The organism is Microbacterium sp. bgisy207 (assembly GCF_057706855.1).
The window spans coordinates 144,143-156,775 of sequence record NZ_JBYIPB010000007.1; the positions used below are offsets into that span (position 1 = coordinate 144,143).

12 protein-coding genes and 1 other RNA gene are annotated in these 12,633 nt (G+C 67.9%); 9 read left to right on the plus strand and 4 right to left on the minus strand.

Annotated features, from left to right (window positions below; translation table 11 throughout):
- Positions 1–58: 58 nt before the first annotated feature.
- Entirely contained in the window at positions 59–1,378 is a 1,320-nt protein-coding gene (locus AC3ENO_RS08625) for an FAD-dependent oxidoreductase (protein ID WP_434970231.1), read from the plus strand.
- Between the two features lie 75 nt (positions 1,379–1,453).
- On the opposite strand, the gene AC3ENO_RS08630 is transcribed toward AC3ENO_RS08625, so the two are convergent.
- A complete protein-coding gene (locus tag AC3ENO_RS08630) occupies positions 1,454–4,195 on the minus strand; it encodes a cation-translocating P-type ATPase (protein ID WP_434970232.1) in 2,742 nt (913 codons plus the stop codon).
- Positions 4,196–4,360: 165 nt separating this feature from the next.
- Between AC3ENO_RS08630 and AC3ENO_RS08635 the strand changes: the two genes are divergently transcribed.
- Positions 4,361–5,092 carry an alpha/beta fold hydrolase gene (locus AC3ENO_RS08635; protein ID WP_434970233.1) on the plus strand — a complete coding sequence of 244 codons (732 nt, stop codon included), beginning with the start codon at positions 4,361–4,363 and terminating at the stop codon, positions 5,090–5,092.
- A 42-nt stretch (positions 5,093–5,134) separates the two neighbouring features.
- Here AC3ENO_RS08635 and AC3ENO_RS08640 read toward each other — a convergent pair whose 3' ends face one another.
- A complete protein-coding gene (locus AC3ENO_RS08640; RefSeq protein ID WP_434970234.1) occupies positions 5,135–5,521 on the minus strand; it encodes a thioredoxin family protein in 387 nt (128 codons plus the stop codon).
- A gap of 57 nt (positions 5,522–5,578) precedes the next feature.
- Between AC3ENO_RS08640 and AC3ENO_RS08645 the strand changes: the two genes are divergently transcribed.
- On the plus strand, positions 5,579–5,947 hold the full coding sequence (locus AC3ENO_RS08645) for a rhodanese-like domain-containing protein (protein WP_434970235.1): 369 nt from the start codon (positions 5,579–5,581) through the stop codon (positions 5,945–5,947).
- A 3-nt stretch (positions 5,948–5,950) separates the two neighbouring features.
- Here the strand turns inward: AC3ENO_RS08645 and AC3ENO_RS08650 are convergent, their stop codons facing one another.
- The gene (locus tag AC3ENO_RS08650) at positions 5,951–7,270 is read right to left on the minus strand and encodes an MFS transporter (protein ID WP_434970315.1); all 1,320 of its coding nucleotides are present in this window, start codon (positions 7,268–7,270) and stop codon (positions 5,951–5,953) included.
- Positions 7,271–7,295: 25 nt separating this feature from the next.
- Here AC3ENO_RS08650 and prfB point away from each other — a divergent pair, with 25 nt between their 5' ends.
- From prfB to smpB, 5 genes are all read left to right on the plus strand, one after another.
- Positions 7,296–8,408: a peptide chain release factor 2 gene (gene prfB / locus AC3ENO_RS08655; protein WP_434970236.1), complete on the plus strand. Its 1,113-nt coding sequence runs from the start codon at positions 7,296–7,298 to the stop codon at positions 8,406–8,408.
- Positions 8,409–8,487: 79 nt separating this feature from the next.
- Positions 8,488–9,609, plus strand: a complete 1,122-nt coding sequence (gene ftsE / locus AC3ENO_RS08660; RefSeq protein ID WP_434970237.1) for a cell division ATP-binding protein FtsE — start codon at positions 8,488–8,490, stop codon at positions 9,607–9,609.
- Entirely contained in the window at positions 9,606–10,520 is a 915-nt protein-coding gene (gene ftsX, locus AC3ENO_RS08665; protein ID WP_434970238.1) for a permease-like cell division protein FtsX, read from the plus strand. Before ftsE ends, ftsX begins: the two co-directional genes overlap by 4 nt.
- Before the next feature lie 38 nt (positions 10,521–10,558).
- Positions 10,559–10,891 carry a hypothetical protein gene (locus AC3ENO_RS08670; RefSeq protein WP_434970239.1) on the plus strand — a complete coding sequence of 111 codons (333 nt, stop codon included), beginning with the start codon at positions 10,559–10,561 and terminating at the stop codon, positions 10,889–10,891.
- Between the two features lie 53 nt (positions 10,892–10,944).
- Entirely contained in the window at positions 10,945–11,421 is a 477-nt protein-coding gene (gene smpB, locus AC3ENO_RS08675; RefSeq protein ID WP_434970240.1) for an SsrA-binding protein SmpB, read from the plus strand.
- Between the two features lie 11 nt (positions 11,422–11,432).
- Here smpB and AC3ENO_RS08680 read toward each other — a convergent pair whose 3' ends face one another.
- On the minus strand, positions 11,433–12,098 hold the full coding sequence (locus AC3ENO_RS08680) for an SIMPL domain-containing protein (RefSeq protein ID WP_434970241.1): 666 nt from the start codon (positions 12,096–12,098) through the stop codon (positions 11,433–11,435).
- A 160-nt stretch (positions 12,099–12,258) separates the two neighbouring features.
- On the opposite strand from AC3ENO_RS08680, the gene ssrA reads away from it, so the two are divergent.
- Positions 12,259–12,630: a transfer-messenger RNA gene (gene ssrA / locus AC3ENO_RS08685) on the plus strand.
- The last annotated feature ends 3 nt before the right edge of the window (positions 12,631–12,633 follow it).

A 12,633-nucleotide genomic window follows, 5' to 3' on the forward strand; every position in this document is an offset into this window, starting at 1 on the left:
TCCGTCGCGCGGCGAACGGATCCCCCTCAAGACGGATGCCGCGCGGTAGCGTTCGATCGTGGATGTGTCCCGCCGCTCACTGATGCTCGGCAGCCTCGCTCTCGGCGTCTCTGCGGCGCTCGCCGCATGTACTCTGCGAGGCAGCGACCCGGGCATCCGTTCGCGAGTTCCGGATCGGCCTGCGTCGTTCCTGCGGACGTCCTGGTCAGCGGATCCGTTCGCCCTCGGTTCCTACTCGTACCTGGCCCCGAGTGACCTCGGCTCGAGCGCGCGGGAGCTTCTCGCCGCCCCCGCAGGCCGCCTCTTCTTCGCCGGTGAAGCGACCTCGACGAGCGCGCCCGCGACGACGACCGGCGCGTGGCACTCCGGCGAGCGGGCTGCCGCACAGGTGGCGGAAACGACGGGGTCGGTCATCGTCATCGGTGCGGGTCTCGCAGGACTCGCCGCAGCTCGCGCTCTCGCCGACGCCGGACGAGAGGTCACGGTGGTCGAGGGTCGCGACCGGATCGGCGGGCGCGCCCACACGGTTCCGTTCGCAGGCGGGGTCGCCGACCTCGGCGCCTCCTGGATCCATGGCTCCGCTGACAACCCGATGACCGAGCTGGCAGCGGATGCCGGGTCCGACCTGATCCCGTTCGACTACGAGAACCAGATCGGTGGTGACGAAGCGGCGCTTCAGTGGCTGGAAGCGGTGGCGGACGAGGCATCCGATGCTCCCGACCCCGAGGCGCACCCGTTGTCCGATCTGCTTCCCACCACTCTCACCGCGGGGCAGACGTGGGCGGTTGCCGTCGAAATCGCAGGGGAGTACGGAGCAGACCCCGATCGCCTCGCCATCGCAGCCCTCGACGAGGGCGAGGAGCAGCGCGGCGGTGACGCCTTGCTGAGCGACGGCTATGGCGCTCTGGTCTCCGCGGCGGCGGCCGGTCTCGACATCCGCACCGACTGGCCGGTGACCAGCGTCACGCAGGATGCCGCCGGAGTCACCGCCACCGGGGCCGACGGCCAGACCCTCACCGGCGCTGTCGCCATCGTGACGGTGCCCCTCGGCGTCCTCCAGGCCGGCGCCATCGCCTTCGACCCACCGCTTCCGGCCGAGAAGACCGCCGCGATCTCGGCCCTCGGAATGGGACTGCTCGACAAACTGTGGCTCGCGTTCGACGAGGTCTTCTGGGACCCCGACGTCGACGTCATCAACATCGTCGACCCCGAGAACCCGGGCGCATGGCCGTTCTGGGTCAACGGCTACAAGGCGTTCGGGCTGCCCGTCCTGTTGGGCTTCGCCGGTGGCGCCTCCGCGGAGCGAAACGCACAGCTCACGGATGACGAACTCGTCGCCAGCGCCATGGCCGTCCTCCGCGCCGGCAGTTCGACCTAGCCGCGCTCAGGCCGAGATCTGCACAACGACGGATGCTTCGGGCCGACGTGTCCGTCGTTGTGCGGATGCCCGTGGTTATGCGGGTCGAGGCCTCCCGGCGAGACCGCGGCGGATGAGCTTGTCGACCTCGACGACGATCGGGGGGATGAGCGCGAGCCCGATCGCGAGCCACCACTGCGCGGCATCCAGCGGTGTCGTCATGAGAAGCGCGTTCATGAAGTCGAGTTCGACCGAGAGCACCGTGAGCACGACCGGGATCCACATCCACTTCAGGGCGTTGGCGATCGGCGCAGCAAGACCCGAACCGGGGTCGCGGCGCATCGCGAATCCGGCGAGGACCGACCCGAGGCTCAGCACGACGAAGGTCATCGTGACCGGCACCGACGGCTCGGTCTGGCTCGGCTGGCCGGGGGAGAGGAGCATCGCGGCGAGAGCCACCCCGAAGATCGCGACGCCATAGAGCAGCCACTGCGCGATCGAGCGGCGGTTCGCGAGCGGAACCTTGGTGTCGCGCGGCGGCTGACTCATGAGCCCGGCGGGACTCGGGTCGAGGGTGATCACGATCACGGGGAAGAACGTGATGAAAAAGCTCAGGAACAGCACCATGAGGGGCGTGATCGGTGTGCCGTTGTTGATGTCGAGGATGCTGGACACGAGAAACAGCAGCACGAGCGAGAACAGGGTCGCCATCTGGTAGCGGACGTAGCTGACGATCTTGTCGTAGATCGTCCGGCCGAGCCGGATCGCCTCGACGAGCGTGCCGAAGTTGTCGTCGGTGAGGATCATCTTGCCGGCCTGCTTGGTCACCTCGCTGCCCGATCCCATCGCAACCCCGATATCGGCCTGCTTGAGGGCTGCGGCGTCGTTGACGGCATCCCCGGTCATCGCGACGACGTCGCCGCGCTCCTGCATGAGCCGGGCGATCCGCAGTTTGTCTTCGGGGGTGACGCGGCCGAACACGTGGAGTTCGGGCAGACGCGCCGTGAGCTCTTCGTCGCTGAGCGCTCGCAGCTCGGGCCCGCTGATCGCTCCCGGGCCGAGGCCGAGTTCGCGTCCGATCGCGGCGGCGGTCACGGCATGGTCGCCGGTGATCATGCGCACCTCGATGCCCGCCTCACCGGCGATCCGTACCGCCTCGATCGCCTCGGGTCGCAGCGGATCGATGATGCCGACGAGCGCGACGAAGGTGAAGTCCTCGGCGAGGGACATCGGGTCGGCCTTCGCTGTCGCCTCTTGCCCAGGCAGATCACGCACAGCAATCGCCAGGACCCGCAGGCCGTTGCGGCTGAGCTCGGCGTTTGCCTCCAGGATGATGTCCTTCGCGTCCGCGATGGGAACCACGCCGTCGGCGGTGACGACGTGCGAGCAGCGGTCGATGACGACATCCGGCCCGCCCTTCATCGTCGCCAGGAACGTCTCAGCGCCCTGCAGCGGCGCGTGGTGGAAGGTCACCATGAACTTGTAGGCCGAGTCGAAGGGCACCTCGGCCTCGCGCGGGTAGGCGCGGCGGCTCTCTTCGGCGTCCACGCCGAGCTTCGCGGCCAGCACGACGAGGGCGGCCTCGGTGGGGTCGCCGACCACGACGCCCGAGTCGGAGACTGTCGCGTCGGAGTTCAGGCACAGGCCGTAGGCGAGCGGCGTGAAGTCGGGAACCTCCTTGCCTGCGGCGTGCCGCAGGGCCCCGGTCTTGCGATACCCCTCGCCCTCGACGGTGAACCACTGCCCGAGCGCATAGAGCTTTGTGGCGGTCATCTGGTTGAGGGTCAGCGTGCCGGTCTTGTCGGAGTTGATGGCGGATGTCGCGCCCAGCGTCTCGACGTCGCTGAGGTTCTTCACGACAGCGCGGTGTTCGGCCAGCTGCCGGGCGCCGTATGCGAGCATCCCCTGCACGAAGGTCGGGAGGGCGGACGGGATTGCCGAGACAGCCATCGCAATTCCCACCAGCAGTACCGTCGCGATCGTCTCGCCGCGCAGGAGACCCAGGATGATCATGATCGCCACGGCACCCCACGCGACGAAGCCGAGCACCTTCGTGAGGCCGTCGAGCTCACGCTGCAGCGGCGACTTGGAGGGCGCGACAGCGGTGAGCATCGCCGCGATCTGTCCCATCTGGGTCGACATCCCGGTTCCGGTCACGACCATCGCGGCAGTGCCGCGCGTCACGGTGGTGTTCTGCCACAGCATGTTGGCGCGGTCGCCCAGGGCAACATCGTGTCCGTCGATCGTTGCGACATCCTTGTCGACGGGTGCGCTTTCTCCCGTGAGCGCCGCCTCCTGGGTCTGGAGGTTGGCCGAGCGCAGGATGCGGCCGTCGGCCGGCACGAGATCTCCCGCTTCGAGTTGCACGAGATCGCCGGGGACCACCTCCGGCGCGGGGACTTCGCGGAGGGACCCGTCGCGCACGACCTTGGCATGCGGGATCTGCAGGTTCGCAAGACCGTCCACGCTCGCCCGGGCGGCGAGTTCCTGGCGAGTCCCGAGAACCACGTTCAGCACGATGAGGGCAGCAACGATGAAGGCGACGGCGAACTGGGCGATGATCAGGCTCACCACGACGACCGCGACGAGCATGAGATTCATCGGATCCGCGAGCATCCGCAACGCGATCGTCCACGCGCTCGGCGCAGGGGGAGCGGGGATCGTGTTCGGCCCATAGCTCGCGAGGCGTCGGGCGGCTTCGGCACTGGTCAGGCCGCGCACGGCATCCGTGCCCAGATCAGACGCGACGGCGGCGGCATCCGTCGCCCACCACGTCGTCGGATCGGATGCCGGTGTTGGTCCGCTGCCTACGGATGGTGTCGCGGCATGTTCGCTCATGCGGATCCCTTCGCCGGGGCGATCCTATCGAGAGCCCTCACGCGGCGGACAGGGGTCGGCGGCACCCGCCGGCCGATACGTCTTCGGCGGATGCGGGAAGGACATGCAGGAATCTCACGGCTGCCCTCCGAGCCGGCTCATAGCTGGCGGGCGTACCGTCGATATGTGCGTCTGGCGGTACACGAATTCGGAAGCGGTGAGCGCACCGCAGCGATCGTCCACGGCATCAGTGGGTCGGGTCTGCTCTGGCAGGATTTCGCCGAGCGGCTCTCGCGCCGGCACCGGATGCGTGTGCTCGCGGTCGACCTGCGCGGACACGGTTCCAGCCCTCGCGCCGACCACTATCGCCTCCGCGATTTCTCCGACGACCTCGTCGAGACCCTGCCTTCGGAACTAGACCTGGCGATCGGGCACTCGCTGGGCGGCCGCGTCCTTGCCGACGCCGCGGCGCGACTGCAGCCCGGCCACGCCGTCTACCTCGACCCTGCGCTCGACGTGGATGCCGGCGTGGCGGGGCGACGGCTGCTCACGTACCGCATGGCGGGCCCGGTGGTGGCACGGATGCTCTCGGTCGTCGATCCGGCCGTGCCCGCGCCCCTGCGCCGTCGCCTTCGGGCGAGCACGCGTCGCTGGGATCGCCTCATGGCTGTGTCGGTGGTGCGGGAACTGGATGCTCACCGCGTTGAGCCCGCTCCGCCGCCGGTCCCGTCAACGGTTGTGAAGGCCACCAAGTCCCGGTTGCTGCGCGGTCGATACCTCGAACGCCTCACCGCTCACGGGTGGGACGTGCGCGAGTTCTTGAGCCGCCACGAGATGCAGCTGCTCAAGCCCGAGGCCCTCCTGGACGCACTCGATGACGTGCTGCGAGCGCCCTCACGAGCACTCAGCACCGTCTGATCGATACTCAGCGCCATCTGGCAAACAGGCGGGGGCCCGCCCTCAGGTCGCCGGGTCCTCGCTCTGGGTGGCCTTCTGCGCGGCTACCTGTCGCCGCACGTCATCCATGTCGAGTCCTTCGACGGCGGTGATCACCTGTTCGAGCTGCGGGGCGGCGAGCGCGCCGGGCTGTGAGAAGACGAGGATGCCGTCGCGGAAGGCCATCAGCGTCGGGATCGAGGTGATGCGGAAGCCGGCGGCGAGCTGTTGCTGAGCTTCGGTGTCGACCTTTCCGAACACGATGTCGGGGTGCGCATCCGATGCGCTCTCGAACACGGGCGCAAACATCCGGCAGGGTCCGCACCATGCGGCCCAGAAGTCCAGGAGCACGATGCCGGGCTCGGTAATGGTCTCTTCGATCGTCTCGAGGGTGATCTCGCGGGTTGCCATGATTCGTATTATACCCTAGGGGGTATACCTCATCTCGTGTGATCGGAAGGACCCCCCATGAGACGCATCCGACTGCTTCTGGCCGCGCTCGCCGCCGCCGCCCTCGCCACGAGTCTGGCGGCGTGTTCATCGTCACCCAGCCTCGAGGTTTCCTCGGATGCCGTGATCGTCGATGTGCGCACACCGGGGGAGTACGCGCAGGGCCACCTGGACGGCGCCGTGAACATCGATCTGCAGTCGGGTGCGTTCGAGCAGGAGATCTCACAGCTGCCCGCCGACGGGGAGTACATCGTCTACTGCCGCACGGGGAACCGGTCCGCGCAGGCGGTCGCGATCATGGAGGGCCTCGGCTTCGAGAACGTCACGGATGCCGGCGGCGTCGACGCGGCGTCGTCCTCGACCGGTATCCCGATCGTGACCGACTGAGCGTCAGCCGAGGCGGCCGGGACGCGGCACGAATCGGGGAACCCAGCGCACAAAGGCTGCCGCCCCGAGCAGTCCGAGCACGCCGATGGTCCCGGTCGCCAGCGGCAGGGTCGACAGTGCAGCGATCCCCGACACCAGCAGCGGCGCGATGGCCCCACCGGCATCGGTGAGCATCCGCCACGAGCCGAGGAAGGGGGCCGGGTCCGTGCGCGGCGCGACGTCGGCGCCGAGGGTGAGCAGGATGCCGCTGGAGAGGCCGTTGCCGACACCGAGCACCGCAGCGAACATCGCGAACCACATGGCCGACGAATCGAGGTCATGCGTGAACGCGAGCGCGAGGAAGCCGAGGCCCATGAGCAGCATCGCCGGGAGGGCTGCCCAAAGACGCCCGAACCGATCCATGACCTGTCCGCTCGCGTAGAACAGCGCGAAGTCGATCGCGCCCGAGATGCCGACGACCAACGCGATCGTCTGGGCATCCAGTCCTATCGAGACGCCCCACAGCGGCAAGACGACCTGTCGTGCCGAGCGGACAGCCGCCAAGGATGCTGCCGCGACGCCGAGGCGGGACAGGACGGCGCGGTACCGCCAGGCGACGACGAAGACGCTCTCGCGTCGCCCCGGTATCCGGATGCTCCCGGTGATCGCTTCCCCGGTGTCCTCGCCGTCGAGTTCGCGGTCATCTCGCTCACCGGTGGCATTCGCTGACACGGTCGCCTCGGTCGGCGCGAACTGCTGCTCGGGGTCGGGGCCGAAGACCACCAGGACCACGGTGGCGGCCAGGCACACCCCGAAGAACCAGATCGCCGCGTGCTCGTCACCGAACAGCGCAAGCAGCGCGGCGGCCACGAACGGCCCGACGAACATGCCGAGGCGGAAGGTGCCGCCCAGCAGCGACATCGCCCGCGACCGGAAGGACAGCGGAACCCGTGTCGTCATGAACGAGTGCCGGGCAAGCCCGAAAGCCGCCGCGCAGAGCCCGATGAGCAGCACGGATGCCGCGAACACCCCGAGCATCGGCGCCAGGACCATGCCCGCGACGCCGACGAGCGCGATCGCCCCGGCAACGCCCATGGTGACGCGCTCGCCGAACCGCGCCACCGCCCATCCCGCCGGCAGGTTGCCGGCGAGCTGCCCGACCACGAGCGCGGACGCGACCAGAGCCGCTCCCGCGACATCGGCGCCGAGTTGGGCCGCGATGACGGGAATGAGCGGGATCACCGCCCCCTCACCGAGCGCGAACAGCACGGTGGGCAGGTACACCATAGGCCCGAACCGCCACAGAACGTCGCGCGCGCGGATCGGTGCGGGGGGATCGACCATCAGTTCCACGTTAGTCTGGACTGTCATGCTCGAACTCGATCTGTCCGCCGACATCCAGGCCCTGCGCTCCACGTTCACCGACATCCAGTCCGTTGTCGACGTCGACGCGCTCGCCGCCGAGATCGCCCGGCTGAGCGACGAAGCGGGCGCGCCCGACCTGTGGGACGACCCCGAGAAGGCGCAGAAGGTGACGAGCGCTCTCAGTCACCGGCAGGCGGAGATGTCCCGCATCACCGCCGTCGCGCAACGCCTGGACGACCTCGAGGTGCTCGTCGAGCTCGCCAACGAGATGGAGGACGAGGAGTCGGCGGGTGAGGCGCGACGCGAGCTTGCCGAACTCGAACGAGTCATCGGCGACCTCGAGGTGCAGACCCTCCTCGACGGCGAATACGACGATAGGGCGGCCGTCGTCACGATCCGCTCGGGCGCGGGCGGCGACGATGCGACAGACTTCGCCGAGATGCTCATGCGCATGTACTTGCGCTGGGCCGAGCGACACAAGTACCCCGTGAAGGTCATGGACACCTCCTACGCCGAGGGTGCCGGCATCAAGTCGGCCACGTTCGAGATCGACGCCCCGTATGCCTACGGCACCCTTTCGGTGGAGGCCGGCACCCACCGTCTCGCCCGGATCAGCCCCTTCGGTGCGGCCGACAAACGTCAGACCTCATTCGCTGCGGTCGAGGTCATCCCGGTGATGGAAGAGGCTGTCGAGGTCGACATCCCGGAGAGCGACATCCGCGTCGATGTCTTCCGCTCGTCCGGTCCCGGCGGCCAGTCCGTCAACACGACCGACTCCGCGGTGCGCATCACGCACCTTCCCACGGGAATCGTCGTGTCGATGCAGAACGAGAAGAGTCAGATCCAGAACCGTGCCGCCGCGATGCGTGTTCTGCAGACTCGGCTCCTCCTCCTCAAGCGTGAGGAGGAAGCGGCCAAGAAGAAGGAACTCGCCGGAACCATCACCGCGAGCTGGGGCGATCAGATGCGCTCCTACTTCCTCTACGGACAGCAGCTGGTCAAGGACCTACGCACCGGATACGAGGTTGGCAACCCCGCCGTCGTGTTCGACGGCGACCTCGACGGATTCATCGCGGCCGGCATCCGGTGGCGAAAGCGCAAAGACAACGACGACTGAGTCGCGCGATACGCGAGACTGAGCGCCCTCGGGTGTCGCACCCGCCCCTGCACGGTGGCGCGCTTAGGCTCAGATCGCCATGATCCGGTTCGAGAACGTCACCAAGCGATACCGGGGCACCGCGAAACCCGCCCTCGACCAGGTGAGCTTCGAAGTGCTCCGCGGCGAGTTCGTGTTCCTCGTCGGCGCATCGGGGTCGGGTAAGTCATCGTGTCTACGCCTCATCCTGCGGGAGGATGTCGCCACCTCCGGGAACGTGCTCGTGCTCGGACGCGACCTGCGTACGCTCGCGAACCGCAAGGTTCCCTACTTCCGGCGCCACGTCGGCGCGGTCTTCCAGGACTTCCGGCTCCTTCCGAACAAGACGGTCTTCCAGAACGTCGCCTTCACGCTGCAGGTCATCGGCTCCTCGCGCGGGTTCATCAAGCAGGCAGTACCCGAGGCGCTTGCCCTGGTCGGACTCGCCGATAAGCAGAAGAGGATGCCGCATGAACTGTCGGGCGGTGAGCAGCAACGCGTCGCCATCGCGCGCGCGTTGGTCAACCGTCCCCAGGTGCTACTGGCCGACGAGCCCACGGGAAACCTCGACCCGGCGACCTCGATCGACATCATGCAATTGCTGGCGCGGATCAACGCCGGCGGCACGACGATCGTCATGGCCACGCACGAGGCCGGGTTCGTCGACCAGATGAAGCGCCGCGTCATCGAGTTGCGCGGCGGCCAGATGATGCGTGACGAGCGCCACGGCGGGTACGGCGACACCTCGGGACTGCCGCGGCTCCAGCCCGAGCAGGTGCGCGGGGCCGCGGCTGCCGCTGCCCTCACGGCGGTGCTCGAACTGCAGCGCGAGGTCGGTATCGAACCGACCGTTACGGATGCCGAGATCGCCGTGGCTGCCGCTCTCGACGTCGCCGACGATCCGTCGACAGCGCCGGTCGCGTCACCGCTCGCGGAGGTCCGCCCCGCTCCTGTGGATCCGGACGTGCCCGCTCCAGCCGTCGGCGAGGTTCCATCGGCCGCCGACGATCGCGGATCATCCACCGATGCCCCCTCGACGGAGGCGAAGCCTGCGCCTCGACCGGCCACGCAACCGGTGCCGGTCATCGACATTCCGGAGGTCGAGGTCGAAGAGCTCGGGCTCGCCGAACGCCTGGGATTGAATGCGCAGCAGCGCGACGACGAAGTCGGACCCACCTCATGAGGGTCGGGCTCGTCCTCGGGGAGGCCTTCAGCGGTCTGCGACGCAATGCGTCGATGGTGATCTCGGTTGTCCTCGTGACCTTCGTGTCGCTGACCTTCGTCGGTGCCGCGATGCTCATGCAGCTGCAGATCGGCACGATGCGTGCGTTCTGGGCCGATCGTGCGCAGGTGCAGATCTACATGTGCAGCTCGCTGTCGCAGGTGGCCAGCTGCGCGGGCGGGGTCGCGACCCAGGAGCAGATCGACGCGGTTCGGGCTGAACTCGATTCGGACTCTCTCTCGCCGCTGATCAGCGACCTGCAGTACGACAGCGCCGAGCAGGTCTACGAGGACGCGCTGAGTCTTCTCGGTGATGAGTACGACGGCATCCTCACCGAGGACCAGTTCGGCGCGAGGTTCCGCATCACTCTCGCAGATCCGAGCAAGTCGGCCGTTATCTCGGAGGCCTTCGCGGGTGCCGACGGTATCGAAGAAGTCAACGATCAGCTGCAATACCTTGAGCCGCTGTTCTCGGCGCTGACGGTCGCAACCTACGTGGCGGTGGGGGTCGCAGGCCTCATGTTGATCGCTGCGGTTCTGCTGATCTCGACCACCATCCGTCTGTCGGCCTACGCGCGTCGACGGGAACTGGGGATCATGCGGCTGGTCGGAGCATCTAACCGGTTCATCCAGACCCCGTTCATCCTCGAGGGTGTCTTCGCCGCGCTCATCGGCTCGGTGCTGGCAAGTCTCGCGGTCGTCGCGGGTGTGCAGTTCGGGGTGCAGGAATATCTGCGCTCCCGCATCACGTTCGTGGCGACCTGGGTCGACACCGCTGATGTGATCCTCGTGATCCCGGTCCTCATCGGCATCGGGATCGTGCTTGCTGCACTGTCCGCGGGCTTCGCCATCCGTCGCTGGCTCCGGGCCTGAGCCCCGAGCCGGAAGTCGCGAGCGAGGGAGCAGGCGAGATGGCGCAGGGGCGGAGGGCGGCGCGGCCGGTTCGATCGGCGCCGGTGTGGGGTGCGGCGGGCGTCATTCTCGGACTCGGCCCCCTCGTCCTCTTCGCAATCGCGGCACTGGCCCAGCTCGGCGGCCCGCTCATCTCGGTGGCCGTGTTCGGACTCCCCGTTGTCGCCAGCACCGTGCTGGCCGTCCTCGTCATCCGTCGCCTCCTGCGCGCTGGGCACATCGGGTGGGGGTACTCGGTGGCCGCCGTCACGATCTTCGCGGGCGTGATCGGGTACGTGCTCTGGATCTTCCTCGCCCTCCTTGCCGTTCAGTTCGGCAATGCGCCGACCTGAACGCCCGCGCGGCGGTTGATAGACTGGTGGGCTGCTACCGGGAAGGAGGAGTCATGCCACGTGAACGCGGAGAGAAGGTCATCGCGACCAACCGTCGCGCGCGCCACGACTACTCCATCGAGAAGACGTACGAGGCAGGCCTCGTGCTCACCGGCACCGAGGTGAAGTCGCTGCGCCAGGGGCGCGCGAATCTCACGGACGGCTACGCATACATCGACGCGGGCGAAGCGTTTCTCGACGCCGTCCACATCCCCGAGTATTCGCAGGGGCACTGGACCAACCACGCCGCCAAGCGGGTGCGCAAGCTGCTGCTGCACAAGGACGAGATCATCAAGCTCAGCCACGCCGTCTCGGCGGGCGGCTACACGCTCATCCCGATGAAGCTCTACTTCTCGGACGGGCGCGCCAAGGTCGAGATCGCCGTGGCCAAGGGTAAGGCGGAGTACGACAAGCGTCAGACACTGCGGGAACGGCAGGACAAGCGGGAGGCTGAGCGCGCGATGCGCACCCGCAACCGCCTGGGCGAGTGAGCCGCGGCCCGTCAGCGGGCGCTGAACCGTGCCTCGACAGCGGCGCTGACCACGATGTCGGCCGGCTGCAGCTCGAGTGAGCTCGCCGAGTCCATCGGGCTCGCAGCCATCATCATCCGGGGCGAGGGTCCGGATGCAGGGGTGGCGGCGCCACCGCCGAGGAGGCCCACGTCAGCGACCTCGACAGCCGTAACCTCCGCGAGCCCGAGCGCGGCGGCGTAGGCGGTCGCGCGGGTCATCGCGACACGGACCGCTTGGGCTGCGACATCCGCCTCGACGGCTGTGCGGGTCGCGTCGGTCAGCATCCACTGCACGCCGTCGACGTGGATCGCGTCGAGTTCGGCGACCTCGCCGAGCCATCCCGAGAGCGCATCGAGGTCGGCGAAGGTCGCTGAGACATCCAGCGCGGCGTGGTGCGCGAGCGGCAGCTGCTTGCCCTCGGCGTTCCACGGGCGCTCGGAGCGGACGGTCAGGCGGCCGGTGGACCACTCGCGAATATCTCCCGCGTCCTGGCGGGCGGTAAGAGCAGCACGCAGGATGCCTGCGGCATCCGTCGCTCTTCCCATGACGTCGGCGCGCTCCTCACCCTCGGTCCGGATCGTGAGCCTCGCCACGGCCTCTTCGGGAGCGACCCGGGTCTGGTGTTCGCCACGGACGGTGATGATGACATCGCGCATGAGTGCGACTCTACGTCGTGCAACTGAGCACCGGGAATGCGCAGGATGCGGCATCCGTTGTATCCTGTAACGCTCGGGTGCTCTTGCATCCTGAACCTTCGTAACTCCACAGTGTGACAGCGGCCCCTCACGTGAGGGAACAGCCTCAGCAGAGGCACATGGGGATGATCGGTTTCGACATCGTCTGCGAATTCGCGAGAAGCGGGCCGAGGATGCGGGGTTATCTCGTAAACGCCCCCTGCAAACAAATAACTGCCAATAAGAAGCAGTCTGACTTCGCCCTCGCTGCCTGAGCAGCGAGCCCGAGTCCGTTAGCCCGTAGGCGATCCCGCTACGGTTCCTAGCGTCATCTAAGGGATCTTGCTGCGTGACGGCGCCTGGACGTCACGCGGGACTCCTCCCAGGCTGGGCTTGTCGACTTAGGTGTCTGTGACAAAGGTCGGAGCCGAGCAGAACGCTTTCACAGAATGCGCCCGGAGAAGGCGCGATGACCCAGCGATGGACGGGGGTTCGATTCCCCCCATCTCCACCACGG